Source organism: Streptomyces radiopugnans (assembly GCF_900110735.1).
In the GTDB taxonomy this organism is placed as follows: Bacteria; Actinomycetota; Actinomycetes; order Streptomycetales; family Streptomycetaceae; genus Streptomyces; species Streptomyces radiopugnans.
In genome coordinates, this window is the sequence record NZ_FOET01000023.1 from 11,828 (window position 1) to 36,888 (window position 25,061).

The 25,061-nt window shown below is 69.0% G+C and carries 21 protein-coding genes and 1 pseudogene; 16 read left to right on the top strand and 6 right to left on the bottom strand.

Annotated elements, in window-relative coordinates; all coding sequences use genetic code 11:
• Nucleotides 1–62 precede the first annotated feature (62 nt).
• The 6 genes from BMY40_RS26190 to BMY40_RS26215 all read left to right on the top strand — a co-directional run bounded on the left by BMY40_RS26190 (nucleotide 63) and on the right by BMY40_RS26215 (nucleotide 8,313).
• A complete protein-coding gene (locus tag BMY40_RS26190; RefSeq protein ID WP_093663266.1) occupies nucleotides 63–1,013 on the top strand; it encodes an ABC transporter permease in 951 nt (316 codons plus the stop codon).
• Entirely contained in the window at nucleotides 1,013–2,989 is a 1,977-nt protein-coding gene (locus BMY40_RS26195) for a dipeptide/oligopeptide/nickel ABC transporter permease/ATP-binding protein (protein ID WP_093663267.1), read from the top strand. Before BMY40_RS26190 ends, BMY40_RS26195 begins: the two co-directional genes overlap by 1 nt.
• Nucleotides 2,986–4,020, top strand: a complete 1,035-nt coding sequence (locus BMY40_RS26200) for an oligopeptide/dipeptide ABC transporter ATP-binding protein (RefSeq protein ID WP_093663268.1) — start codon at nucleotides 2,986–2,988, stop codon at nucleotides 4,018–4,020. Before BMY40_RS26195 ends, BMY40_RS26200 begins: the two co-directional genes overlap by 4 nt.
• Nucleotides 4,021–4,092: 72 nt before the next feature.
• Nucleotides 4,093–5,817: a sigma-70 family RNA polymerase sigma factor gene (locus BMY40_RS26205; RefSeq protein ID WP_093663269.1), complete on the top strand. Its 1,725-nt coding sequence runs from the start codon at nucleotides 4,093–4,095 to the stop codon at nucleotides 5,815–5,817.
• A 125-nt stretch (nucleotides 5,818–5,942) separates the two neighbouring features.
• A complete protein-coding gene (locus BMY40_RS29015) occupies nucleotides 5,943–7,289 on the top strand; it encodes an LAETG motif-containing sortase-dependent surface protein (protein ID WP_093663270.1) in 1,347 nt (448 codons plus the stop codon).
• 472 nt (nucleotides 7,290–7,761) lie between these two features.
• Complete coding sequence (locus BMY40_RS26215) at nucleotides 7,762–8,313, top strand: hypothetical protein (protein WP_093663271.1); 552 nt, start codon at nucleotides 7,762–7,764, stop codon at nucleotides 8,311–8,313.
• Between the two features lie 196 nt (nucleotides 8,314–8,509).
• On the opposite strand, the gene BMY40_RS26220 is transcribed toward BMY40_RS26215, so the two are convergent.
• The gene (locus BMY40_RS26220) at nucleotides 8,510–8,719 is read right to left on the bottom strand and encodes a hypothetical protein (RefSeq protein ID WP_093663272.1); all 210 of its coding nucleotides are present in this window, start codon (nucleotides 8,717–8,719) and stop codon (nucleotides 8,510–8,512) included.
• 244 nt (nucleotides 8,720–8,963) lie between these two features.
• Between BMY40_RS26220 and BMY40_RS26225 the strand changes: the two genes are divergently transcribed.
• Entirely contained in the window at nucleotides 8,964–11,288 is a 2,325-nt protein-coding gene (locus BMY40_RS26225) for an outer membrane protein assembly factor BamB family protein (RefSeq protein WP_218158329.1), read from the top strand.
• 60 nt (nucleotides 11,289–11,348) lie between these two features.
• Here BMY40_RS26225 and BMY40_RS27650 read toward each other — a convergent pair whose 3' ends face one another.
• From BMY40_RS27650 to BMY40_RS26235, 3 genes are all read right to left on the bottom strand, one after another.
• Nucleotides 11,349–11,501, bottom strand: coding sequence for a hypothetical protein (locus tag BMY40_RS27650; RefSeq protein WP_425443175.1), 153 nt, complete (start codon nucleotides 11,499–11,501; stop codon nucleotides 11,349–11,351).
• 13 nt (nucleotides 11,502–11,514) lie between these two features.
• Nucleotides 11,515–11,943 carry a YunG family protein gene (locus BMY40_RS26230; RefSeq protein WP_093663285.1) on the bottom strand — a complete coding sequence of 143 codons (429 nt, stop codon included), beginning with the start codon at nucleotides 11,941–11,943 and terminating at the stop codon, nucleotides 11,515–11,517.
• 412 nt (nucleotides 11,944–12,355) lie between these two features.
• Nucleotides 12,356–12,958 (bottom strand): hypothetical protein, encoded by a 603-nt coding sequence (locus BMY40_RS26235; RefSeq protein ID WP_245770342.1) that lies wholly within the window; start codon nucleotides 12,956–12,958, stop codon nucleotides 12,356–12,358.
• 284 nt (nucleotides 12,959–13,242) lie between these two features.
• Here BMY40_RS26235 and BMY40_RS29085 point away from each other — a divergent pair.
• From BMY40_RS29085 to BMY40_RS26255, 5 genes and pseudogenes are all read left to right on the top strand, one after another.
• Nucleotides 13,243–13,932: pseudogene (locus tag BMY40_RS29085) on the top strand (pentapeptide repeat-containing protein); the annotation flags it as partial.
• 856 nt (nucleotides 13,933–14,788) lie between these two features.
• Nucleotides 14,789–15,181 carry a hypothetical protein gene (locus BMY40_RS29090; RefSeq protein ID WP_342745095.1) on the top strand — a complete coding sequence of 131 codons (393 nt, stop codon included), beginning with the start codon at nucleotides 14,789–14,791 and terminating at the stop codon, nucleotides 15,179–15,181.
• A gap of 198 nt (nucleotides 15,182–15,379) precedes the next feature.
• Nucleotides 15,380–16,591 (top strand): ABC-three component system protein, encoded by a 1,212-nt coding sequence (locus BMY40_RS26245; RefSeq protein ID WP_093663274.1) that lies wholly within the window; start codon nucleotides 15,380–15,382, stop codon nucleotides 16,589–16,591.
• Nucleotides 16,588–17,079: a three component ABC system middle component gene (locus tag BMY40_RS26250; protein WP_093663275.1), complete on the top strand. Its 492-nt coding sequence runs from the start codon at nucleotides 16,588–16,590 to the stop codon at nucleotides 17,077–17,079. The genes BMY40_RS26245 and BMY40_RS26250 overlap by 4 nt, the downstream gene beginning before the upstream one ends.
• On the top strand, nucleotides 17,076–19,034 hold the full coding sequence (locus tag BMY40_RS26255; RefSeq protein WP_093663276.1) for a DUF3732 domain-containing protein: 1,959 nt from the start codon (nucleotides 17,076–17,078) through the stop codon (nucleotides 19,032–19,034). The genes BMY40_RS26250 and BMY40_RS26255 overlap by 4 nt, the downstream gene beginning before the upstream one ends.
• A gap of 357 nt (nucleotides 19,035–19,391) precedes the next feature.
• On the opposite strand, the gene BMY40_RS26260 is transcribed toward BMY40_RS26255, so the two are convergent.
• On the bottom strand, nucleotides 19,392–19,856 hold the full coding sequence (locus tag BMY40_RS26260) for an ImmA/IrrE family metallo-endopeptidase (protein ID WP_245770343.1): 465 nt from the start codon (nucleotides 19,854–19,856) through the stop codon (nucleotides 19,392–19,394).
• 283 nt (nucleotides 19,857–20,139) lie between these two features.
• Here BMY40_RS26260 and BMY40_RS26270 point away from each other — a divergent pair, with 283 nt between their 5' ends.
• Nucleotides 20,140–20,607, top strand: coding sequence for a hypothetical protein (locus BMY40_RS26270; protein ID WP_093663278.1), 468 nt, complete (start codon nucleotides 20,140–20,142; stop codon nucleotides 20,605–20,607).
• An 83-nt stretch (nucleotides 20,608–20,690) separates the two neighbouring features.
• Here BMY40_RS26270 and BMY40_RS26275 read toward each other — a convergent pair whose 3' ends face one another.
• Nucleotides 20,691–22,232 carry a PIN domain-containing protein gene (locus BMY40_RS26275; protein WP_143071833.1) on the bottom strand — a complete coding sequence of 514 codons (1,542 nt, stop codon included), beginning with the start codon at nucleotides 22,230–22,232 and terminating at the stop codon, nucleotides 20,691–20,693.
• 374 nt (nucleotides 22,233–22,606) lie between these two features.
• Between BMY40_RS26275 and BMY40_RS28175 the strand changes: the two genes are divergently transcribed.
• The 3 genes from BMY40_RS28175 to BMY40_RS26285 all read left to right on the top strand — a co-directional run bounded on the left by BMY40_RS28175 (nucleotide 22,607) and on the right by BMY40_RS26285 (nucleotide 24,886).
• Nucleotides 22,607–22,753, top strand: a complete 147-nt coding sequence (locus tag BMY40_RS28175) for a hypothetical protein (RefSeq protein WP_177214144.1) — start codon at nucleotides 22,607–22,609, stop codon at nucleotides 22,751–22,753.
• A 180-nt stretch (nucleotides 22,754–22,933) separates the two neighbouring features.
• The gene (locus tag BMY40_RS26280; protein ID WP_093663280.1) at nucleotides 22,934–23,572 is read left to right on the top strand and encodes a hypothetical protein; all 639 of its coding nucleotides are present in this window, start codon (nucleotides 22,934–22,936) and stop codon (nucleotides 23,570–23,572) included.
• Between the two features lie 294 nt (nucleotides 23,573–23,866).
• Nucleotides 23,867–24,886 (top strand): YaaC family protein, encoded by a 1,020-nt coding sequence (locus BMY40_RS26285; protein WP_093663281.1) that lies wholly within the window; start codon nucleotides 23,867–23,869, stop codon nucleotides 24,884–24,886.
• Nucleotides 24,887–25,061 lie beyond the last annotated feature (175 nt).

The following is a 25,061-nucleotide window of genomic DNA, read 5'->3' on the forward strand; positions in this document are numbered from 1 at the left end:
GGGTCGCCGCCGCTGCCCGGCGGGCAGCGGCGGCGACCGGCCCCAATCCTAGGAACCTCACGATGGTTGCATTCCTCCGGCTCGCGCTGCGCCGCGTCGCGATGATGCCGGTGATGGTGCTCGGCATCGCGCTGCTGGTTTTCGTGGTGCTGCAGTTCTCACCGGCAGACCCCGCGTACAACGCGCTCGGCGACAGCGCGAGCCCCGAGGCGCGTGCCGCGTTCGCCGAGGCCCACGGTCTCAACGACCCGCTGCCGGTGCGCTACTTCGCCTTCCTGGCCGACCTGGTGCAGGGAAACCTCGGTGTCACCGTGCCGCCCAGCCAGCCCGTCGCCGATCGGATCGCCACCGCGTTCCCGCTGACCCTGCAGCTGACGCTGCTCGGTCTCTCGCTGGCCATCGTGCTGGCCCTGGTCTTCGGCGTCACTAGCGCCATGTACCGGGACCGCTGGCCCGACCAGGTGTTCCGGGTACTGTCGATGGCCGGCATCGCCCTGCCCTCGTTCTGGCTCGGTGTCCTGCTCATCCAGCAGTTCGCGCTGAACATCCCGCTCTTCCCGACCGGCGGCTACGTCAACCCGGCCGACTCCTTCGGCGGCTGGCTCGAGAGCATGGCGCTCCCCTCGCTGGCCCTCGCCCTGCCGGTCGCCTCGTCGCTGGCCCGCCTGGTGCGCACCTCGATGGTCGCCGAGCTCGACCGCGACTACGTGCGCACCGCCCGGGGCAGCGGCCTGCCGCCGTCCCTGATCATCCGCTCGGTGCTGCGCAACGCCCTGGTCACCCCGCTGACCGTGCTCGGCGTCAAGGTCGGCTACATGCTCAGCGGCGCCGTCGTCATCGAGGCGATCTTCGACCTGCCCGGCATGGGCAAGCTGATCCTCGAGGGCGTCACCGGAGGCGACGTCGCACTCGTCCAGGGCACCGTGCTCACCATCGCGGTCGCCTTCCTCGTGGTCAACGTCGTTGTCGACCTGCTCTACCTGCTCGTCAACCCGCGCATCAGGACGGTGTGATGTTCGCCCCACGCTCCCTCGCCGAGAGGCTCCGGCCCGGCACCCGCCTGCGCCGTCTGCCCGTACCCTCCAAGGTCGCCCTCGGGGTCCTCGCCGTTGTCGTCCTCGGCGCGGTCTTCGCCCCGCTGCTCACCCAGGACCCGCTCGCCACCGGCACCCCCGCCCAGCCGCCGGGCGCCGACCACTGGTTCGGCACCGACCGGGCCGGCCGCGACATCTTCGCCCGAGTCGTGCACGGCGCCCGCTACTCCCTGGTCATCGGCCTCGGTGCGACCTTCCTCGCGCTGGCCGTCGGATCGCTTCTGGGAGCCCTGGCGGCCACCTCGCGCAAACTGGCCGACGAGTCGGTGATGCGCACGCTCGACGTCGTGATGTCGTTCCCGCCGATCGCGCTGGCCGCCGTCCTCGTCGCGGTGTTCGGCCCCAGCGTCCCAGTCATCATCTTCACCATCGCCTTCGTCTACTCGCCCTCGCTGGCCAGGGTGGTGCGGGCAGGCGTGCTGGAGCAGTACGGAGAGGACTACGTCGCCGCCGAGCAGGTCATCGGCGCCCGACGCGGCCACATCGTGGCCCGGCACGTCGCCGTCAACTGCGCCGCACCGATCCTGGTGTTCGCGACCGTCATGGTGGCCGACTCCATCATCTTCGAGGCGAGCCTGTCCTTCATCGGCGCCGGTGTGCAGGACCCCGACCCCAGCTGGGGCAGCGTCCTGGCCTACGGCCGGCAGATCCTGCTCTCGGGCGGTTGGTGGGCGACCCTCTTCCCCGGCCTGTGCGTACTGATCACGGTGCTCGCCCTGAACGTGCTGTCCGAGGGCATGACGGACGCCGCCGCCTCCCCCGACAAGGCCCGCGCCGACGGCTCCGGCTCCGCCGACCAGGCCACGGCGGACGCCGCGCCCGCCACCGACCAGATCACGGTGGACGCCGCGCTCGCCGAGCTCGCCACCCGGCTGAACGCGGTGGAGCCCGCGGTGCCGCCGCTGCCCGAGGACGCGCCGGAACTCCTCGCCGTCCGCGACCTGGCGATCCGCTTCCCCGACCGCTACGGCGACATCCGGGTCGTCGACGGCATCTCCTTCACCGTCCGCGAGGGCGAGACCCTCGGCCTGGTCGGCGAGTCGGGCTGCGGCAAGTCGATCACCAGCCTCGCGATCATGGGCCTGCTGGCCCGCAACGCCGAGGCCGAGGGCGAGATCCTCTACCGCGGCCGCGACCTGCTGAAGTTGTCACCCAGAGAGCGCCGGGCGCTCATGGGCCCTCAGATCGCGATGGTCTACCAGGACGCCATGTCGTCGCTGAACCCGTCGGTGCTGATCGGCACCCAGCTGAAGCGGCTCACCTCGCGCGGCGGCACCCGCACCCCCGCCGAACTGCTGGAGCTAGTCGGCCTGTCCCCCGAGCGCACCCTGCGCAGCTACCCCCACGAACTCTCCGGCGGCCAGCGCCAGCGCGTGCTGATCGCCATGGCGCTCTCCCGCGACCCGCGGCTGCTCATCGCCGACGAGCCGACGACCGCGCTCGACGTCACCGTGCAGGCCCAGGTAGTCGAACTGCTGGTCAGACTGCGCGACGAACTCGGCTTCGCGATGGTCCTCGTCTCGCACGACCTGGCCCTGGTCGGCGATCTCGCCCACCGGGTCGCGGTGATGTACGCGGGCCAGATCGCCGAGGCCGGCGCCACCCGCTCCCTGCTGACCGACCCGGCGCACCACTACAGCCGGGGACTGCTCGGCTCCGTGGTCTCGCTGGAGGCGGGCGCGGACCGGCTGCACCAGATCCGCGGTGTCGTGCCCGCGCCGAAGGCGTTCGGCCCCGGCTGCCGGTTCGCCTCCCGGTGCGCCGCCGCCACCGGCCTGTGCACCACCACCCCGCCGCCCCCGGCCGACCGCGAGACCGCGCGGGACCATCTGTTCGCCTGCCACCACCCGGCGCCCGTGAACCGACCGGCCGAGCGGGTGGAGAGCGCCCGATGACCGCACCGAAGGACACCACGATGGAACCGCTCGTCCGGCTCGACCACGTCCACGTACGGCACAAGGCGCGCAGCGGCGGCATCCTGCGCCGGGATGCGGTGCACGCCCTGACCGACGCCTGCCTGGAGGTCCGGCGCGGTGAGATCCTCGGCCTGGTCGGCGAGTCGGGCTGCGGCAAGTCCACCCTGGCCCGGGTGGTCACCGGACTGCAGCGCCCGACGGAGGGCCATGTGTACTTCAAGGGCCAAGACCTATGGCAGACGTCCGCCGCCGAACGCCGCACCCGCTTCGGCGCCTCGATCGGCGTGGTCTTCCAGGACCCGTCCACCGCGCTGAACCCACGGCTGCCGGTGCGCCGGATCCTGCGCGACCCGCTGGACGTGCACACCCGGGGGACACCGGCCGAACGCGAGCAGCGCGTCGAGGAACTCCTCGACCTGGTCGGCCTGCCCGGCCACACCCTTCAGGCGCTGCCCGGCCAGCTCTCCGGCGGCCAGCGCCAGCGCGTGGCCATCGCCCGCGCCCTGGCCCTGGAACCGGAGCTGATCGTCGCCGACGAGCCCACCAGCGCCCTGGATGTCTCGGTGCGCGCCCAGGTCCTCAACCTCCTGGTGGACCTGCGGGCCCGGCTCGGCCTCGGCATGGTGTTCATCTCGCACGACGTGCAGACCGTGCGCTACCTGTCCGACCGCATCGCCGTGCTGTACCTCGGCCGCGTCGTCGAGGAGGGCAGGGCCGCGCAGGTCACCGGCGACTCCCGGCACCCGTACACCGAGGCCCTGCTCTCGGCCACCCCGAGCCTGCTGGAGCGCCCCCGGCGGATCGTGCTGCACGGTCCGGTCCCGTCGGCCACCAACCCTCCCTCCGGCTGCCCCTTCCGCACCCGCTGCTGGAAGGCGGACGACATCTGCGCCGCCGCCTTCCCGGAGGCGACGGACGGCCCCGGCGGGCATCGCTGGCACTGCGTGCACCCCCAGCCGGGCGCGGACACCGCCGCGCCCCTGCCGGGGAGGGCCGCACACGGTGGCTGACCGGGACCCGGCCGGGGGCGCCGCGGGACCCGGCCGAGGCCGTCAGGACAGGTGGCTGTGTATGGTCCGCACATGACATCGGCGGCGGAGAACGGCGGTCCTGGGGCGCCGACGGGCCCCGGGGGAGCACCTGCCGAGCCCTCCGACGCGGAACTCACCGCGGCGGTACGGCGGCAGACAGGCGGCGAGAGCGCCCTGGCCGAGCTGTACCGCCGCCACCACTCCGCCGCGCTGGCCTACGCCCGCACCTTCGTCCGCGACGCGCACACCGCGGAGGACCTGGCATCCGAGGCGTTCACCCGGACCATCCAGGCCGTCCAGTCCGGCCGCGGCCCGAAGGAGGCATGGCGCCCGTACCTCCTCGGCGTCGTACGCCACACCGCCGGGGAGTGGGCTTCCTCGGCCCGCCGCACGGAGCTCTCCGCCGACTTCGACCGCTGGTTCCACGAACTCCACGGAGCACAGGGCGCGGACACCCAGAGCGCCGAGGAGCGGATGATCCGGCTGGAGGACGGCAGCATGGTGCTGCGCGGCTTCCGCTCCCTGCCGGAGCGCTGGCAGGCGGTGCTGTGGCACAGCGTCGTCGAGGGCGAGCCTGCAGCGAGGACCGGCATGCTCCTCGGCGTGAGCCCCAGCGGTGTGGCCTCCCTCACCGCCCGCGCCCGCGAGGGACTGCGGGAGGCGTTCCTCAGCGCGCACGCCGAGTCGGCGGGACGCAGCCGGGAGTGCCGCCGCTACGGCACGCTCCTGGGATCCGCCGTACGTCGGCCCGGCCGCCGTATGCCCCGGCACCTGCGGCGGCACCTCGACGACTGCGCCGGCTGCCGGCGCGCTCTGACCGAGCTCACCGACCTCAACCAGCGGCTGGGAGCGGTGCTACCCGTCGCGCTGCTGCTGTGGGGAGCGCCCGCTTACCTCACCGCCCGGCTCGCCGCAGGCGTCGCGGCCAGCGGTACGGGGGCGGTTTCCCCTTCCGGGTCTTCCGGCTCCTCCGCGTCCAGTGCCACACACGAGCCCGTCACCGCACCACCGCCGGCCACGGCCGCGTCCCCTTGGGGCGCCACGGCCGCAGCGGTGGCCGCGGCGGCTGCCGTCGCAGGCGGCCTCCTGCTCCTACCCGGCGGGGAGGAATCCGTGAGGACGGCGCCCGCCCCGGCCGCCTCCACCTCCTCCGTCGCGCCCGTCCCCACCGTGCCGAAGCCCCCCTCCCCGGCTCCCGAGCCGCCGAGCGCCTCCGCCACCCCCTCGCCGTCCGGCGGCAGCGCCTCCCCGGCGCCGGGCACGCGGGCGGTGCGCGGCGCCGCGGTGCCGGACCCGGCGGCCGAGGACCGCACCCGGCTGCGGCCGGCGTCCACGGGACGGTGCATGGAGATACCCGCCGGCAGCGCGGCCGCCGGCGCCCAGGCCAGGGAGGCGGCCTGCGACGGCGGCGCGCACCAGCAGTGGAACCTGCTCCGTCCCGGCGGTGACGGCCGGGTGCAGCTGCGCAACACCGGCACCGGGATGTGCCTGGCCAACCAGGGCACGCAGATCGATGACGCGCCGGTGACACAGGCCGTCTGCGACCCTTCCGACACCCGCCAGCTGTGGGGTCTCCACGCTCCGGAAGGGGCGGGCGAGGCGCGGTTCATCCAGGACGGCGGCACGATGTACCTGGGTCTGGACGACTGGGCGAACGCCGCGGACGGAAAGCCGCACACTGACAAGATCGCCACCAACCACCACTACTACGGCTCGCCGTCCTTCGGCTTCCTCTACGACGGTGCCCTTTTCGACGGGGAGTTCACGGACAGCTGACCAAGCGACCGCGTCTCCCGCCTGTCCGAACGGCACTTTGGCAAAGTGTCGGCAAAGTCGCGGGACGGATCCGGGACCGCGAACTCCTCAGAAGTGAGAAGTTCCCCGGACCCGAAAGGCTCCCCATGCACACGCGCATCCGCGCCGCCGCCGTCGCCACTGGCATCGCCCTGGCCGCCTCCGCCACCGGTACCGCCCACGCCGAGGACCCGGTTACCGGCGAACGCAGGACCCTCGTGGTCGTCGTCGGCTTCCAGGATGCGAAGTTCCCGGACACCGACCTCGTCAAGGAGTACGCGGCGAGCAGCTACTTCGGCGGGCGGAAGTCCCTCGCCGGCTACTTCGACAAGGTCTCGCAGGGCGCCTTCACCTATGTGCCGGCCGTACCCGAGAAGGTCGTCGGCCCGTACGAACTCGACCTCGCACAGAAGCCCTGCAACGCGGGCCAGGTCAACTCGGCGACCCAGAAGGCCCTGGAAGCTGACGGGTACGTCAGGGGCGAGGACTACGACAGCCTCTCCGTCATCCAGCCGGGCAAGGGCAGCGACTGTAACTGGTCCGGGCTCGGCTCGATGCCCGGCCCCTACACCTGGGTCAGCCTGGTCGGTCAGGAGATCGGGGAGGACCTGCTCGTCCACGAGTTCGGCCACAACCAGGGCTTCGCCCACCACCTCCGCGAGAAGTGCGCCGGCGGCGACCTGGGCGACTGCACCACCGGCGGTACCAGCGGCAAGACCCCGATGGGCGGGGGCGGCGCCGGCGTCGGTTTCACCGCGCCCGAGCTCATCAGCAGGGGGTGGCTGCCCGGTGGCCAGGCGGTCACGGTGGAGAAGTCCGCCACCTACGAGCTGGCTCCGCTCTACGGGACGAAGGACGGGGTGCGCGCGCTCGACATACCGATGGGCGAGGACCGCCTGGTCATCGAGTACCGCCACGAGGACGCGACCTACTCCAACCGGTACGGCACGCTCGACGCCAAGGTCGAAGGCGTCCACGCCTACCGGGTGCCCGAGGGCTCCTACACCGGCTCCCGCCTCATCGACACCACCGAGGAGGACGGCGGCGGCGACACCGACGCCATCACGCGGCTGACCGACACCACCCACCGGATCGAAGTGGAGGTCAGAGCATCGGGCGGTGGGTCCGCCACGGTGGCCGTGAGCCTGAACGGCGCCCCGGCCCCGTCCGGCGCGGTCACCGCCCCCGGGAAGGACGCCGAAGCCCCGGCCCCGCAGGAGCGGTCCGGTGAGGGCGAGCCGGTCTCGGAAGACGGCACCGACGCCGATGCCCCTGCTGACTCCGGTGACGGTAACGACGACGGGAACGGGGTCGCTGAGGCCGCCGCGCAGGACGGGGAGAATCTGGCCGACACCGGCGGCGACTCCGCGACGCTGTTCTTCGCCGCGGGTGGCGCCGCACTCGTCGCGCTCGGAGCCGCGGGCATCCTCCGCGTCCGCCGCAACCGCGCCTGACGCTCCCGCGGGCCGCCGTCGCGAGACCCGGGAAGCCCGGCGCGACCGCTCGACGGCCGCGCCGGTGACCGGCCGCCCGGCGGCGCGCGCCCGAACAGGTCTTCTCCGTCGGTGCTCTGCCGCGGGCGAGGGAACGCCCGAGTCCTGTGACGGGCGTGTGTCCTTGCCCGTGGCAGAGCGCCGACGGCAGCAGGGCACAGGGCGGGTCTGGTTCGCGGTGTGCCTCTGCGGCGCTGGCCGAAGCCCGCCGCGACCTCGCCCTGGTGCTGCGCGGTCGGTGCCGCGTTCCGGGCCGGGCGAGGCGATTGTGGAGTCGCGCTGGCTGGAGCGGGGTGCTGTTGCCTGACGCTCACGGGGGCTGGTCCGGCTGGCTTGGGGGCGAGTCAGTGCGGGTGTCGTTGCGGGGGCCTGGTGCACGGGCTGTCTTGGGGGTGGTCTTTCGGGCGGAGCGTCCGGCTTGGATCATGAGGGGATGGATCAGGGGGATGCCGCTGTATGGGCGGCTGGGATCGCGGCTGTCGCTGCCGTCTCGGGGGCGGCTGTCGGGGGTTTGCTGACTTCCCGGGCGCTTCGGCGGCAGGTCAGGGATCAGGGCGATGTCGAGCATCAGCACTGGCTCCGTCAGGAGCGGCAGAAGGCCTGCACTGCCGTGATCGACAGCTATGAGGCTTTTAGCCGGGTCATGGTGGATTGCGCGGCTGTGGTGCGGCGTGGCGCGCATCGGGGCGCGGATCTCATGAACCGGGTGCAGGAGACGTATGTGGTCAGTGCCAACGCGTGCATGCATCTGGTTCCTCTTGGACCCGAGCCTCTGGTCGAAGCCAGCAAGAGGTTGCACAGAGCCATCGGCGCAGCAGCGCGTTCCATGGCCGCCTGGGACGAGGCGCACCGCGAGCCCTCACGGTCTCGGGAGAGAGAGACCGCGGATTTCGAGGCGGCCTTCGCGGGGCTGAACCCGGCGTACAACCGCTTCATGGACCAGGTCGGCCACGTACTTCAGACACCTGCTCTCCGGGGCGACTGACCAAGCGATCCGCCGCCTTCCCGCACACCGGCTGCCTCTGGTGCCTCCGCGCCAAGCGGAGGGCGTGCGCCATACGGGCCCGCCGCAGCCTGAGCAGCGGGCCCGCACACGCTCCGGTCGCAACGTCGAACGGGAACCCTGCGGTGGTTCGGTCGAGGCGGTGCCGGAGCGAAGGCGTGCTGCCGAGGGTCTGGTGTCAGAGCCCGGTTCCTTCGTCGGGAGCTTGGGAGGAGCTCCGGGGGGCGGTGGTGCGGGCGCTGGTCCAGGTGCCGTACAGGCCGGAGAGGGCGACGGTGATGGTGGCCAGGGAGTCGGCGGGGACGCCGATGAGAACCAGAACGATGCCGGCGGTGAGGATCGAGACGAAAACGATCAGATCCAGGCGTCGGCGGTGGGATTGCCGCATTACCGAGTCCCCCTTGCGTGGTGTGTGGAAAGCTGTGGAGCCAGCATGCGCAAGGGGGCGCGTTGTCCGGTGAGGCCGCTGGTGTTGCCGCAGGTGAGCGACCGGCAGGTGGTGGACAGCGCGGACACCAGGGGGAGGAAACGCGGGGATGGCACCTATGGGAGGGGCCCGGCCGGGGCCGCTGGACGGGGACACCCCGCAGGCTGAGGAACTGGCGGCGTGGCTGCGCAGACTCACCCGCGGGGTGACTTTGCGGGAGCTGGAGAGCCGCTTCCCTTACGGCCGCACACAGTGGAGCGCTTTCCTCAAGGGCCGCAAGCTGCTTCCCAGCTGGCTACTGCAGGACCTGGTCATTGCCCTGGTGCCGGATCCGCGGCTGCGGCAGCAGCACCTGTGGCGCGGGCAGGCCTTACTACAGGTGGCGGAGGAGGCCGCCCAGGCCCGCCGGCCCCTGGGCGAGGCCGTGTCCTCGTCGGCCTCCTCGCAGGAACTGCAACTGAGGCTGGACGAAGCCCGCAAGGGACAACTGCAGGCCCAGGAGACGCTGCTGGCCACCACGCAGATCATCCAGATGCTGCTGACCATGGTGGCCTCCCTCCGCGAACGCTGCGCCCTGCTGGAAACCGAACGTGACCGCGCCCAAGCCCAACTGCGCACCTCGACCGTCTCCGAAATCCGACAGGAGCTGGCCGCCTCCCAACAGCGGCTGAACCAGACCGAAGAGCGCCTGGCCACAGCCCGCCGAGAACGCCAAGAAGCTGAAGAACTGCGCATCGCCGCACAGCAGCAAGCCGAGGCGTACCGCCGCGCCCAGCAAACCTCCCGGCAAGCTCAGGAGCAGGCGACTTCGCAAGAGAGCGGCAGCGCCAGCAGCGGCGGGGGCGAGCCGGCCTCTTTCACGGTGGCCGGGCTACCGGACCTGCAGACCTACGACGATCTCCTGCAGGCCACCGACCAGCAGCTGGAAGCCCACCACAGCCAGATGTCCGAACTGCGCGAGCAACTCGGACTCACCGAAACCACGCCCCCCGAGGACGAGAAGACCCTCATCGGCGAAGTTGTCCACACACCCCAGCGGACAACGCGGACAACCCCCCAACCAGCAGCGGAACCCCCTGCCCACCGTCCCCTGGTACCGCGGACAACACCTGCGGTGCGCCTCCTTCCCGCACCCAGGAGGCCGGGGCCCCGGCGGAGCACCGTCTTACGGGCCGTCGCCGTGGCTGCCGCCCTGGCGATGGCCGTATCCACCGACACGGTTCCCAGAGAGCCGGTTGCCTCCGCATCCCCGCCGGGGAAACCGCCCAAGGTGAACGATCTGGAACCAGCTCCACCGCAGAAGTGGGAGACCAACGTGGGCGGCGCAGCGACGCTGCACCCGGTCACCGATGAAGGGATCCTGCTCGCACAGCTGGACACGGAAGTGAAAGCGCTGGATGCCGCCTCGGGAAAAGTCCAGTGGAGCAGCCCCGTACAGAGCCATGGCAAGGCGATCACCGTGGTAGAAGGCACAGTTTACCTCACTAATGACACAGGTGTGATTCAAGCCCGGGACGTCGCCACCGGTAAAAAAATCTGGCAACGCGAATTTGTGCCGCTCCTCACGAATACTGGCGGCCCAAGGAGTCTTGACATTAAAGATCCTCTAGCGCACATCGTTGGACATTCAAGTGAATCCCTGTATGTGCGCCTATCGGCCAGTGTCTTTGCGTCTTCCATGGCTTCCTCCGGTCAGTCCCTAAGTCGAGTCAGTTCAGCTTCACCGGCATCTCTTTCGAATATTTGCATACCCGGCAGCTTGTGTTACACACTGGAAACTGCAGTTGCATTTAATCGAAAAAACGGGAGTGATCTCTGGGAGCTCGATGATTATTTTGTTACCGCATCCGGGGGAGCCTGCTTGATTTCTGGTGAGCGGCCACCACTGGCAAGCTTTAAGGAGAAAAAGTGGGCGAGCCGGGTAGTCGAATGTTCAACAGGGAAAGAAAAGGTAGACCGCAGGATCTATGCGGGGATTGGAACCTACCCCGAAGTGCATGAAAGTTCGGTATATGTGCACGACGGGACACATTTGCGTGCAATTAACGCAGCTACGGGGCAGGAGTATTGGGAGGTTGCCATAGAAGAGGCGGATCCTTCTTTTCCGGTTGTAACCCCGATGGAGGGAAAAATTCACCTCATCGGAGTCAGTGGAAAAATTTATTCCCTCGACCGTTCCACCGGCGCGCGCCACTGGACTTCCTCCATTGGAGAAGGAGTGGCCACAACTCCACTGGCTCATGGTGGAACCATTTACGTCGGAGGGGGCGACGGCAAACTCTACGCCCTTGATGAGGAGACAGGCGAAGTCATCTGGTCTACCTCTGTAAAGGGGGGAACGGCAACAGCGCCAGTCCTCTGCGGTGATACTGTCTGCATCGGTGGCGACAGGAAAGTCCACAGTTTTAATGCAGGCAGTGGAGAGCGCATTTGGGAAGCTGGTACTGAAGGAGAAGGAGTTAGTGACTTGATTGCCGAGGGAGGCGCTATGTATGTATCCAGTGAAGACGGCGCCATACAAGCCCGCTGAGGAATATGAGTGCTCTTAAAAGCGGATCTGCTCTCGTATCGGAGTCAGCCCTTTCCAGTCTCACGCTGATGCGGTGAGGCGAAGGGCGAGGACAGCCCGGACAAGACCGGTGATGCAGGTGGTGGAGCAGTGGAGCCTGCGCAGCAGCCGCCAGGACTTCAGGGCGGCGACGGCCTGCGCGATCCCGACACCGTCCTGGCCGAAGCCGCGCACACGTCGAACAGACTCAAGCTGACCAACGAGGTGCGGCCGCGGAGGCCGTCACCTGCTGTCGGTTGAGCTTTTCCACGACGCGGTCGCGGAGAAGCTCGTACTCCTGTCTGAGCCTGCGCCACTCGGACACCGGCGGACGGGGAATCACGATACCTTCGGTGACGATCTCCTCCGGCCCGAACTGCTCACGGGTGAGGTCGATCTCGATGCCCAGGCCCAGGCGGTTCCACCAGTGGTAGTCCACACGCTCTCCGCCGACGTGGACCTCTCCCCGGAGCAACTCGCCCCCCAGCAGGTCGTGGAGCACCATGGCGGTCACCCCGCACTGGTCCCGGGCCGGATTGTCCTCGCTCCAGCGCGATCGGAACTCGGGTGTGCACGTCTCGGCGCTCCAACTGCTGCGGACGGCTCGTTCGATGTCGGTGAGAAGCAGCGGTGTCATGCCGGTGATCATGTCGGCAGGCACTGACAGTGGCCGGACGCCAGCGGACACAGTGACCGGCCGCCTGCCTTTGATGCGCACCGACGGTGCCCGGCGCCCACTCCGCCGAGCGGGCGCCACCGGAGGTCCGGGGGCGTCGGCCGGCATTCCCCCCACGACCCAGGCGGGGCCTGGGTCGTGGGGGTGCTCTACGGGCACTTCCCAATGCTGGGGGCGCGACATCCATGCTGCCCCGGTGAGGGTCGTGAACGCCGGTCAGGCACACGCTACAGGTTGCCGGCGAGGACCAGGGCGACGGCGAACAGAATGCGGACCGACCAGTCCACGGGCGGGATGCCGGGGCGGCGCGTCTACCGACCGCGGCAGTCCCGCGGTTGCGGCCGACGGCTGCGTCGCGGTGGTGCCGCGTCCCTCACAGGCCTGTCGTTCGGACGTCGGTGATCTCCACGGAGAGCTTCGTGTCCGACGAGACGGTGCTGAGTGATGACGGCGTGTAGTTCAGCGTCGTCCGCTCCGACAGTTCCGCGGTACCGATGACCGGTCCGGACTCGTCGCCCTTGATCTCGTAGGTGATCTCGTAGGTGGCATCCGGGTCGATGTCGTCGCTGAGGCCGACGTAGGACAGATCGGGTTCGACGGTGACGTGGCAGCCGGCGGAGCCGAAACACTGCTGCGCGGTGGTGCGTAGGGTGATGGTGAAGCTGTCGGGGGTGAGGTCGGCGTAGACCGGCGGTTCCGGGGTCGGCTCGTCCGCGGCGGCGGTCGCCACGTCCTCGGTCGGGGCACTTGACGCGCTGGCCGTGGCGGTGGGCTCGCTGCCGTCGTTGCCGATGGCCTGCACGACGACAACGCCGGTGCCGATGATCGTGGCGATGACGGCGGCCGCGGCACCGATGACGACCTTGTTGCTGAGACGCTTTGCCTCCGCCGGCGCCGCAGCTGGGGGCTGCTCGGGCTGGGATTCCGGCTGGGGCGGGAAGTCGGGCATCGGCGGCTGCGGCGCTTGGTCGGTCACGGGGTCCCCCTGTGCGGCTGGTAACAGGCGCATCATGCGGGGTTACGGGGAGTCGTGAAGGCCTGTTGGCTGAATCGTGACCAGAGCAGCCGGATACACCACGATCGTCGCCCGGGCCTACCTCCTCCCTGACGCTCCTCTCGTCGAGGTGGCGGTGAGCCTGGAGTGACCACTGTCTGTGGTCCTTCTTCGGGCGTACGGGTGCCGACCGCTGGAAGAGCCAGCCCGGTGCCGTGTTCCTCGGGACAGGCAACTAGCCAGCTGTGTCCGATCGTCCACCGGGCATGACGTCCACAGTTCCCCAGGCACCTTCCGCCACCCCGCCTGCCTGGCCGCACTGCGGCCACGGTGTCACCGCAGCGGATCCGGTCGGCTGCCGCGGCATCCACGTCCCCGGTCACACTGCCTGCCTGGCCCACCTGGACGAGCCCGACCGTACCGCCTACCTCGCTGATCTGGCCCCCGGCGCCGACATCGACCACCGCGGCACACCCTTCACCACGGGTTTGCTAGACCGGCTCCTCGATGCCCTGCGCGATCCTGACACCGGACTTCCCTATGTGGGGGCTGCCTGGTTCGATGAGGCGGTCTTCAGCGGTGATGCCCGGTTCGGCGGGGCGGCCTTCACTCACCTCGCCCGGTTCGCGGGGGCGGCCTTCACCGGTGCCGCCCGGTTCGAGGGAGCAGCCTTCGCTGGCACCGCCCGGTTCGACGGAGCGCTCTTCAGCGGCGATGCTCAGTTCGATGAGGTGGTTTTCACTGGTGATGCCCGGTTCGGCAAGACGGTCTTCGCCAGCGACGCCTGGTTCGGCAGGGCGCTCTTCACGGGCTATGCCTGGTTCGATGAGGCGTCCTTCGGCAGTGTCTCGTTCCTCGGAGCGACTTTCACTAAAACCGCCGGGTTCACCAGGGTGACCTTCACCGGGGCCGCTCGATTCGAAGGAGTGACTTTCAGCGGCACCGCTGCGTTCGGCGGGACGGTCTTCACCGGCGCGGCCTGGTTCGTCGGAGTGAGCTTCGCCGCTGCCGCCAAGCTTCCGGGTGCGGTCTTCATCGGCGACGCCCGGTTCGATGGGGCCCGGTTCGAGACCACCCCGTGGCTGGGCCCGCTGGTGTGCGGCGGCACGGTGAAACTGGACGGTGCGGCGTTCGCGGCACCGGTGACGATGATGATCGTCACGCGAGAGTTGTCGCTGCGGCGGGCACGGTGGACGTCAGCGGCCGCGCTGCGGCTGCGCCATGCCGAGGTGGATCTGGCCGGGGCGGTGCTGGAGTATCCGGTCACCGTGGCGGCCGAACCGGCTCCGTTTACCGGCCTGCCAGGCCCCGCCAGCGGCCTGCAGGGCCTGCTGTCCGAGGAGATGCTGGCGAGCGGGGACGCAGGCGTGCGGCTGAGGAACCTCAGCGGGGTGAATGCTGCGCACCTGGCCCTGACGGATGTGGACCTGACGCTGTGCCGGTTCGCCGGTGCGGTTCACCTGGACCAGCTGCGGGTGGACGGCTGGTGCACCTTCGCCCAGGCCCCCGCCAGTGTCCGGCGGGACGGGCTGCTTCCCAGGTGGTGGAGCCGGCGGCGCACCCTGGCCGAGGAGCACCACTGGCGGTCGCGCACCGGCCGCCGCCCCGCCCGGGCAGAGGGCTGGACCGCCCCGCCCCAGGACGTGGCCGTGCTGCGGCCGGCCGCGGTGGCCGCGCTGTACCGGCAGCTGCGCAAGTCGCTGGAGGACGGCAAGAACGAGCCGGGAGCGGCGGACTTCTACTACGGCGAGATGGAGATGCAGCCGCCACGACACCGACGACACCTCCCGCGCCGAGCGGGCCCTGCTGACCGTGTACTGGGCGTTGTCCGGCTACGGGCTGCGTGCCGCCCGCGCGCTGGCCTGGCTGCTGGGAGCCATGGCCGCCACTCTCATGGCGCTGATGATCTGGGGGCTGCCCGCCGATGCACCGAAACCGGAGCTCACCGGCCGCCAGAGCGGCCCGCACATCTCCCTGACCGCCGACACCCCCGACCCGGTCAACCCCACCGGCCCCTGGCACGAGCGCGTCACCACCGAACGGTTCGAGAAGGCCCTGCGCGTGGTGATCAACTCGGTGGCCTTCCGCTCCTCCGGCCAGGACCTGACCACCGCCGGCACCTACACCGAGATGGCCTCCCGCCTGGCCGAACCCGTCCTCCTCGGTCTGGCGGTCCTGGCGGTGCGCAGCCGGGTCAAGCGCTGATCGCAGAGGCCCTCGGCACTTCCTCATGAGCCCGGCAGCGCCTACCCGCTCGTATCTGACCAGCCGAAGAAGGGTCGGGTCCGGGCGGTTGTTGGCTGGTGCGTGATCATTCCTTGACGAGGGGTGCCGTAGGAGATATCCGTTGTGTAAAGATCTCCTCACATACGGTGAACGTTGTCGGGCGCTGGGGGGGCGCACATGGCGGACAGGGCGGATCCGTTCGAGGCATCGGCGTCGGCGATCGGCTACGTATATCAGGTGCGCAAGGCGCTGCACTCCTGTGTCGAGCGCTACGCGCGCGGGCTGGAGTGGTCCATCGCGATCGAGGCAGGTGACGACGTCGAGGAGACCGTCAGGGACGGCCGGGTCTATTACCAGCTCAAGCACCGGGCTCTGGGCACCAGGCTGACCGACTCCAGCACCGATCTGTGGAAGACGCTGCGGATCTGGTGCCATGCCGTCACTCACCAGCTGGTAGATCTGGAGGAGACGGATCTGCTGTTGCTGACGACCGCAGACCTGCCGGAGGGCTCCATCGGGTCCCTGCTGCAGCCAGCCTCTTGCGGCACCAGGGACGAAGAGCGCGCCCTGCAGGCGCTGAACGCGGCACGAGCAGCCTCCGGGAGCCAGGCTCTCAGGAAGGCGTTCGAGGCGTTCGATGCTCTCACGGAGGATCAGCGGCGTCGGATGCTCGCCCGGATCCAGGTCATCGGTAACGCTCCCGACGTCGACGGCTTGGAGGATCTGCTGCTGCAGCGAGTCGTTCTCGCCGTCGACCGCTCCTACGCCCGGCCCTTCCTCCAGCGCCTGGAGGGCTGGATTTATCAGCGCACCATCCGACAGCTGCGCTCCAACGAGATGGACGCGATCACCGGAAGCGAGTTCGATCAAGTCTTCACCGACCTGCGCAACCAATTCCGCCCGGAGAACTTGCCGATCGACGAGGACGTCACGGGCCTCGCTCCTGACCCGTCCGCGTACGCGGACCAGACCTTTGTCCGCCAACTGGACCTGATTGACCTCGGCGGCGCACGAGTACGGATCGCGGTACGCGACTACCTACGCGCTTTCACACAGCGCTCCCGCTGGGTCAAGGAGAACCTGCTGCAGCTGGGCGAACTCGACCGGTACGAGCGCCGGCTCGTTGAGGAGTGGGAGGAGCTCTTCGCCGAGATGGAGGACGATCTCGGCGAGGAGGCGACCGAAGCGGAGAAGGTGGCCGCCGCAAGGGGCATCTACCGGTGGGCGATGAGGGAGGCGCGGCACCGCATCCGGCCTGAGTGCGATGAGCCGTTCGTCACCAAGGGCTCCTTCCACATGCTCGCCGATGAGCAGCAGATCGGCTGGCACATCGACTTCGCCGCACGCCTGATGACGCTGCTGGAGCTGGCGGGAGCCAGGCCGTCGTGATCGGCTTCACCGACCTCAGCCGCGAAGAGCGAGCCCTGTACAACTCGGCGTTCACCGGGCTCGTCACAGCCCGGGCCGTCCAAGGTCACCAGGACCACTATCGCCGGCGGTGCCCGGTGGCCGTCGCCGTGCTGTCCGCGGTCATGGCGCTGCAGCCGTCCATCCGCCACGCCCTGCCGAACACGACCCGCAGCGGGCTGATCCGGTGGCTGGAGGAGAACCGAGCCGTCAAGGTGGCGATGGCCGACAACGCCACCGCTCTGTCCGCGGTGGTCCGCCCCGGCCTGCTGCTGGCCCTGCAGACCCAGATGCTGTATTGCGCCGACGACGGGCGCCTCGGCGTGACCACCGGACGCCTCAAAAAGGTGATCACCGGCGGCACGGACGAGGTCATCGCGATTCAAAAAGCCGCACACATGCTGGGCCGCTGGCTGCCCAGCGCAGGCAGCCTGAGCACCGTCATGACCCTGTTGGGAGTCCGGCCATGACCTTCCAGATCCGCGCCATCTCGATCTACAACGACGACGGCCAGATACGCACCGTCCCCTTCGCCACCGGCAAGCTCAACATCATCACCGGCGACTCCCGCCGCGGGAAGAGCGCCCTGCTCAACATCGTCGACTACTGCCTGGCCAGCACCGACTACGTCATCAAAGGCGCCGCCCTGCGCAACTTCGTGCGCGTCTTCGCCATCACCCTGGTCAAGGGCGAGCAGCAGCTGTTCGTCGCCCGCCCGGCCCCCACCGGGAAGGCGGCCACCGCCTCCACGCTGTGTATCACTCCCCAGGCTCGGGGAGCCGCACCGCTGCAGCGCGCGGAGATGACCTTCTCCACCCCCCTGGACGTCGCCAAGGACCAGCTGTCGGCCTTCGCCGACATCGACCGGAGCGTGCGGATCCCGGCGGTGCGCGCCGGAACCCCGATCCCGCCGTCCATCCGCCACGCGCTCTTCTTCTGCCTGCAAAAACAGAACGAGGTCGCCAACCCCGACCTGCTCTTCCACTCCCAGGGCGAAGAGTTCCGCCCCGCGACCATCCGGGCGATGATCCCCTACTTCCTCGGCGCCATGAATCCCGAGCAGGCCCTGCGCGAGCACCGTCTGCGCCAGCTGCGCCGGGAACTCGCACAAGTAGAGGCGGACCTGGCCGCAGCCCGCAGCCTGTCACCGGCCTCCGGCCAGGCCCAGGCCCTGCTGACCGAAGCCGCCGAAGCCGGCCTGCTGAACCCCCTGCCTCAAGGGGAAGTAACAGCCGAAGCAGCGCTCGAACACCTGCGCCAAGCCGTCACAACAACCCCCGCACCTGCGCCTCAGGACGGCGACGACCCCGTCACCTTCCTGGTAGACCAGCGACGGGAACTACGCGCCCAGCACAGCCGTCTTCGGGCACGGATCACCAACCTCAAACGAGCTGCCCAGGACAACCGTGACTTCCTCGGCGAAGCCACCGAACAACACGCCCGTCTGGCCACCCTCGGCCTGCTCACCATCAACAGCGACGGCCATACGTCCCACTGCCCGGTGTGCGACAGCCCGACCCCGCAATCCGGCCAGCTCGCCGACACCATCATCCGCGACCTCGCCCGCCTGGACGCCGACATGACCGTCGTCGGCAACGACACACCCGAAATCAACAACCTGATCGCCACCGCAGAAGAGCACCTACACGAACTCCGCGCCGCCCTGGCCCGCAACCAGGAACAACTCGACACCCTCACCGCTGGACAACGCGCCGCCCGAGACGATCCGGACACCACCCGGCGCGCCGCAGTCGTCCAAGGCCGCATCAGCCTCTTCCTGGAGACCGCGGCACGCCACCTCTACCTCAACACCTCCCAAGCCACCGAGGATCTGCGCGCCGACCTGGTCACACGGATCGCAGACCTGGAGGAGGAAATCGGCGCCGGCACCCGCGACGACCGACTCGCCAGCTACGTATCCCTGATCAGCACCAAGATCAAGGACAAGGCGGTCGCACTGGACCTAGAGCACAGCGAATCACCCATCCGCCTCGACCCCCGCGGCCTGACCGTCGTCGCGGACACCACCCGAGGCCCGGTCCGCCTCTCGGACATGGGCGGCGGCGAGAACTGGCTCGGCTACCACGTCACCACCCTCCTCAGCCTGCACGAATGGTTCTCCGAGCAGGGCAGCCCGGTACCCCGCTTCCTTATCCTCGACCAGCCCTCCCAGGTCTACTTCCCCGAGGACGAACCGGAAGACGGCACGCTCGCAGGATCGGACCGCATCGCCCTGCTGAACCTCTACAAAGCCATCCAGCGCACCATCGACGCCCTCGACGGCGACTTCCAGGTCATCGTGATGGAACACGCCGACCTCACCGACGAGCCGTTCCACAGCTCCGTTCAAGACCGCTGGAGGCGCAACAACGGCAAGGCACTGGTCCCGGACGACTGGATCACCGACGAGCTCGACGACCAATAACCGGAAGGCACCCCATTGAGGGGCAAACGAACGGTTAACCAGGGTGGTTGGAGTTACTGGCGGGCTGTGAAGAGTCGGGAGGGCATTCTGGAAAGCGTGCGAATGATCGTCGCCGACAAGCACGCCGGCGGCGTGCTTGTCGGCGACGCACATCGGGCACAGCCCCAGCCGAATCGGCCGGTCTTGTCTCACTGAGGGCAGCCGGGCCGAGGTGAGGGAGGGAGAAGCCGACCGATGGTCGGTGGATGTGGGGCTCACGGCCGTCTACCACCGGTCAGTTGCAGCGGGCTGTATGCCGCTGACCGCCCTGGCGTGACCTGTTCTCTGTTGTCCCGTGTCTCTTCCGGGGATGGTCGGTCACTGTGCCTGGTCCTTGGCGGTGTCGCTGTGTGGGAGGCGGATGGTGCGTTTGAGGGCGTTGCCGTGGGTCCAGGGCAGGGCGCCGTCGTGCTGGAGACGGCCGACGACGATGCCGGGGGCGATGCCGACCTGCCGGGCGAAGGCTTCGATATTGCCGAAGGGCATGGGCCTGCGGGCGAGGCGGCGGTAGGCGGCGTTGTGCTCGGATGGGATGAGGGTCTGGGCTGCGAAGGTGTCGGCTTCGTCTTCGCTGCGGTCGCCTTCGGGGGTGCGTTCGTCGGCGCGGTCGGTGTTGTCGAGGAAGGTGAGCCGCTTGCCGTGCAGGAGGGTGTGGCCGATCTCGTGGAAGACGGTGAACCAGAAGTGGTCGTCTTTCTTGAACCTGTCGCTGAGGGCGATGCCGACTTTGTCGGGGGTGAGCCAGCGGGTGACGCCGGAGACGCTGGTCAGGGGCGGGGACAAGTCTGTGTGCGGCCCGTGCCGCGCCGACGACGTCGCTCGCGAGGAAGCCGCCGCCGAAGCCGCCCGCCGCCAGGCCGCCGCGCCGCCGGAACCGCAGGACGGCCCCGAGCCGGAGAGGGGCCGCGGCTGGTTCCGCTGGCGGACCTGACCGTGCAAGCCCGCTGCGCGGTCGGCAGCCGCCAGGCCGCACAGGGGGACCGGTCTCGAAGTCACCGCGCCACCGGGTGGGACGGATGGGCCCATCCGACGGCGCCAGCCCACCGCAGGCCCTACACAGGGCCGTATGAGACGCAGCCGAGAAGAGACCGCACCTCAGGATCTGCCGGGCGACCTGTGGCACGCCCTGGCCCAGCTCCACCACACCCATCCCGACCCCGTGGGCCGCGTCGAACAGCTCGCCCGCCCGGCTGGGCTGCTGTCCTTCACCGCGGCCGCCGACACCATCCTCGCGGCCCGGGTACAGCTGACCGGCGCGGAGACGATGCACGAGGTGAACGAGACGCTCCGTGCGATGATCGGGGACCTGCCCCACGCGCACTTCACCGGGCCCGGCGTCGCCCTGGAGTTCATCCTCAGCAGAAGCCAGGAACTCCCGGTCCACGCGGCACACATCGCCGGACTCACCCGGCTCTTCTGGCACGCCTCCGGCACCATCGGCGCCCGCAGCGCCCCAGGCGGCGGCCGCTGCTTCCACTGCGGCGGGACGGGACGTGCCCGCCCACTGTGGGAGCTGGCGGCCGGGCAAGCCTGAGCCATTTGCCGGAGACCTCGTCCGTTCGAGGGAACCGGCGGTTCGTGGCTTCGGCTGGCGCTGTGCCAGGACGGCCCGATCCGTCAGTCGTCTGTGTCCGGAATGTCGGCGTCGCTTGGTTCGGCCTTCGGATCCGAGCTGTCGTCGACGTTGGAGACGGGGACATCTTCGTCATCGTCATCGCCTGCGGAAGGGGTTTGGATCCCCGCTGCCAGCGCTGCTGCCGCGATCTGGTTGAGGTCTGCCTGTGGGAAGAGGCTGCTGTAGTCGACCTTTGGCACGAGGTGACTGAAATCCACCTGGGGAAGCAGCCCGCTGAAGTCGGGCTTGGGCAGCCCGGCGAGAATGTGATCAATACTCGCCTGGTCCAGCACGGTGGCGATGTCGAGCGTGGGCATCGAGGCTCTGATCTGCTCGGCGAAGCCCAGATCGACCCGGGGGATCACATCGGAGAGGCTGCGGGCCAGGGCGCCGGCGACATCGAGCGTGGGCATGGCATCGGCGAACAGGTCGCCACCGGAAGAGTGGAACATCTGATTGCGCAGGACTCGCGCCATGCGGGCAGCCCTAGCCTTCAGCTCCTTCAGGATCTCCATACACCGCGCATCCGCCGTGTCCGGGAGCACGGGCTCGCCGGGGGTCAGTAGGGTCGGCGCCTCGTCCCCATCGTTTGCGGAGAAGAGAACCTTCATCTCCCAGACGCACGACACGTACCGCACGTCCTCGCTGTCGCCGTTGACGGCTTCCCCGTACAGCAGCCACCGGGTGTTGGCCGTGTACCAGATGCTGTCCTCGACCTCGTGCCCGAGGACGTCCGTGATGCTCAGCAGCTCGGCTTCGGGAGAGGCCAGCCACTGGTGCCACTGCACGGAAGCCTCGGCACTGTCCAGGCCGACGAATCCGATCGGCGAGCTGAGCACCTCAACCGCCGTCCGTGCCACCCGCTTGCGGACGGACAGCGACTGCAACAGCTCCTCGGCGGCTGCTTCGGCGTCCTGCCCGGACACCTCCTTGGTGAACTTCGAGACGACCGCGTCGAAGTCGGTAAGCCGAGTGAGCTGGCCCTCCAGGCCGCGCACGTCCTCGTTCATCGGATAGGGATAGGTGACGCCGTCGCCGAAGTCTTTGGTGTTGTTCGTGACGAAGCAGACTTCCTCGTCCGGGTTCTCTCTCATGTACTCGAGGATGGAGAACCAGACTGCCGCGTCACGGCCGCCCTCCGACCGGTCCCTGGTCGCTTTCGCTGGCGGAAGGGCCATGGCTTCTCGCGACAGAGCCCTGCGGGCGGCGACCCCGCTGGTGTCGATGACCTCGAAGATCTCCTCGTACGCGCTGCGCCAGTGTGCAACGAGACGTTCCAGATTGAGCGGCTCCAGGGAGCTCTCCAGCTCCCACGGCAGTGCCTCGTTCAGCTTCGTCAGGGTGTTCACGACAGCCCGGTACTTGTCGGGGTAGTGCTTCGTCTGGTGGGCGACCAGTTCCTCCATGACCATCCATGGCACGGCCACCTTGTGATGGCCGGACTGCCGCAGCTTGCGGATGATGTCGGCCCGAGGACCGGACGGCGGGAGAAGATTCACCGCGTTCGTATCAAAGATGATCAACCGTGCCTCCGTTGTGCTCACCGGCATCATCTCGTGCGACTCTCCACCAGCTCTAGGCCGGCCCCACCCCACTCCACTTTGGGCCACCGGCTCCGGCGAAGGCCGCACGTCCCGCTGGCAGGAACTGAGCTGGGAGGCTGGCCCGCACCGCGCCCCGTGCCGGAACTCGCAGCGCCCCGCGCGTTACTGCCGTGACGTGCGGGGCACGCGTGTGCGTGTGATGGCGGGGACCCGTTTCTTCGGTGAGGGACGGTCCCTCGCGGGTCAGGGCCGGCGGGAGAGGACGTGCCGTTCCCACTGGTCGTGCCATTCGGCGTGGGTGGGGGAGTCGGGGGAGGGGACGGCCCACAGGTGCGGGAGAGTTCGACCTCGTCGACGCCCCATGTGGCGTCGTTATGCACCCGCTCCAGGCGATCTGGCGGGAGGAGTCGATGATGACGGCGGCGAGCGGGGTTTCTTCGTCGGGGACGTTGCTCATGATGTGGTGGGCGTGGTCGATGGCCTTGCCGAAGATGGGGAAGATCTGCGCGGCCCGGCCGTGAGGTGAGGTACCGCCGGTGATCGTGTAGAGGGTCCAGTGGTTCCCGACGACGCCAGGCCACCGCTTCCGGGCGTGCGGGCTCAAGCTCGACGGCCCCGTCGAGCTTGAGCCCGCACGCCCGGAAGAACGCCTGTCGGTCAGCCGCATCGGCTCCGTCCTGCGGTACCAGGGCCAGGAACGTGTGGCCGGCTTCCTGGGTCCGGCGGGCGATCTCGGTGAGGAGCGCCCGGCCGACTCCGCTGCGGCGATCGGTATGAGCGACGGCCATCGTCAAGATGAACGTCTGCTCGCCGGGATGCGCCTCCTGCCCCTCGCGTGCCCGAAGTCGCAGTGGAGCTGGAACTCGGCGACCCCGACGACAGACCCGTGGAGCTCGGCCACGACCACGTCCAGGCCCTCAGGGTCGCAGAACCTGCCGTCTCCCAGATGGTTCGAGTACAGCAGCTCTGGCAGAGCTGCAGAGCATTACGCTCCTTCCATGTGGAGTGAGTCGAACAACTATGGCTTCGAGAACGAGCAGGACTACCTGCGGTCCATCAAGAAGGGCGACAGCTATACGTTCACGTACCCGTTCGAGTACATCGCTAAGAACCACGGGAACGATAATTACGACATCGGCACAGCGGACATGGTGGTCCGGGTCCAGTGGACCGACACTGAGGCCGGGTACACGATGGCCTACGACGTCCCTGAGATGGACAAGATCGACCCCGCTGAGGGGAACGGCGATGCAGCGAGCTTCTACGAGAGCGACGTTTGCTGGAGGCTCGAGAGCGACCTCGACGGCATGGGGATCAGCTTCGAGCTTCGTGCCTTCTAGTCACGCTCGGCTTGCCGTCGCAGACGCCAGGTTGTGAACGGGACGCCGACCGGCTTCACGGCGGGGTCGGCCCCCCGTGAAGCCGGGCACCGCCACGGGCCGGCAGCCAGAGCGCCAGGCCCCTTGGGAGGGGCAGAGAGGGGCCGACGCCAACCAGCAAGGGGCGGCGGTCCTGTACGCCGCCCCGGCGCCCAACCTGGACCTGGACGCGCTGGCAGTCAGTCAGGACGGCTGACTGGAGCGGCCCAAGAAACTGCTGTCAACGGGGTGACCGCTTCGGTAGCGTCCGGAGGCATGCACATCACTGTGGACCCTGACGCGGCGTGGGCGCGGCTACGGGGCAGCCGCTGGAACCCGCCGGGTCGAGCCGACACCGGCGCTCGCCGCAAGACCTACGCGGCCGCCCTGGAACAGACCGAGCAGATGTTCAAGGCTGCCGAGGCCGTGGGCCCCGCGACCCGCCCCCTACAGCTGTTCTATGGCCTCAGCCAGGCTGGCCGTGCCATCGCTGCAGCGGCGTGGTCCCTCAAGGGCACGGACTGGCACCTGGTCACCCACGGCATCAAGACCTCGGGGTTCGAGAATCCCTTCCCCGACATCGAGATACGCACCGACCCGCCCGGCACCCACGGCAGCTTCGTACGGGTCAGCGAAGTCCTCGACTCGCCTGTCTGGGAACTCGACGCGGTTCGCCTGGAGGAGGTGTGGGACGTGCTCCCGCCGAACCTCGGCGATCCGCTCACCGACCGGGACCGTCTCACCCCGCTCCTTGCGGCGATCGGCGGAGGAACACACGAGCACACTCTGCTCACCGCCGCCGTCTGCGACATCCCCGACCGGGTTATTGACGCAGGTACACGCGAGGCCCTGGCCGAGTACCTGCTCTCGTACCCTGCTGCGGCCCAACACGACAGCTATGTCCGGACAGGAAGACTCGGTCCCGACGGCCCGCCGGATTACACCCGGTATCCCCACGGCGGCGGCGAACTCCGGGTGAACTGGCTCATGCCCGAGGGATCGGCGACGGCCGACGAGCGCCGCGAGCACCTGCTCGGCATGACCCGCGGCTACGCAGGCCAGAGGTACTTCCTCCCCGTCATCACCCCCATGAACCGGGAGATGCACCCCCTCATGGCCTGGTGGTCCGTCCTCTACGCCCTGTCCATGCTCGCCCGGTACGAACCCGCGAGCTGGGTCTCCCACACCAACGTCGACAACAGCCGGCACGCAGTGTCCATCGAACGACTCCTGGAGCGCGCCCTCACTCACCTGCCCGATCTGATAGCGGACGCCATCGCGGAAGTGAGCGGCTGACCCGGGTTCGCCGTCTGCCGGGGCCGTGCCTGCCGGACCCCGATTACAACCGATGTCGAACCACACTTGATAGCAGGTCGCACATAGTGCTTCAAGTCAGATGAAAGCACGATGATCTGTCCGCTAGCGTCGGTTCCAACGGCGCCATCAGAGCTCCGTGACACGTCAGTTCCAG

Excerpts from the sequence above, each read along its gene's own strand:
- BMY40_RS26190 (WP_093663266.1), top strand. The coding sequence starts at position 63 with ATGGTTGCATTCCTCCGGCTCGCGCTGCGCCGCGTCGCGATGATGCCG.
- BMY40_RS26195 (WP_093663267.1), top strand. The coding sequence starts at position 1,013 with ATGTTCGCCCCACGCTCCCTCGCCGAGAGGCTCCGGCCCGGCACCCGC.
- BMY40_RS26200 (WP_093663268.1), top strand. The coding sequence starts at position 2,986 with ATGACCGCACCGAAGGACACCACGATGGAACCGCTCGTCCGGCTCGAC.
- BMY40_RS26205 (WP_093663269.1), top strand. The coding sequence starts at position 4,093 with ATGACATCGGCGGCGGAGAACGGCGGTCCTGGGGCGCCGACGGGCCCC.
- BMY40_RS29015 (WP_093663270.1), top strand. The coding sequence starts at position 5,943 with ATGCACACGCGCATCCGCGCCGCCGCCGTCGCCACTGGCATCGCCCTG.
- BMY40_RS26215 (WP_093663271.1), top strand. The coding sequence starts at position 7,762 with ATGGATCAGGGGGATGCCGCTGTATGGGCGGCTGGGATCGCGGCTGTC.
- BMY40_RS26220 (WP_093663272.1), bottom strand. The coding sequence starts at position 8,719 with ATGCGGCAATCCCACCGCCGACGCCTGGATCTGATCGTTTTCGTCTCG.
- BMY40_RS26230 (WP_093663285.1), bottom strand. The coding sequence starts at position 11,943 with ATGACACCGCTGCTTCTCACCGACATCGAACGAGCCGTCCGCAGCAGT.
- BMY40_RS26245 (WP_093663274.1), top strand. The coding sequence starts at position 15,380 with ATGGCGGACAGGGCGGATCCGTTCGAGGCATCGGCGTCGGCGATCGGC.
- BMY40_RS26255 (WP_093663276.1), top strand. The coding sequence starts at position 17,076 with ATGACCTTCCAGATCCGCGCCATCTCGATCTACAACGACGACGGCCAG.
- BMY40_RS26270 (WP_093663278.1), top strand. The coding sequence starts at position 20,140 with ATGAGACGCAGCCGAGAAGAGACCGCACCTCAGGATCTGCCGGGCGAC.
- BMY40_RS28175 (WP_177214144.1), top strand. The coding sequence starts at position 22,607 with ATGCACCCGCTCCAGGCGATCTGGCGGGAGGAGTCGATGATGACGGCG.
- BMY40_RS26285 (WP_093663281.1), top strand. The coding sequence starts at position 23,867 with ATGCACATCACTGTGGACCCTGACGCGGCGTGGGCGCGGCTACGGGGC.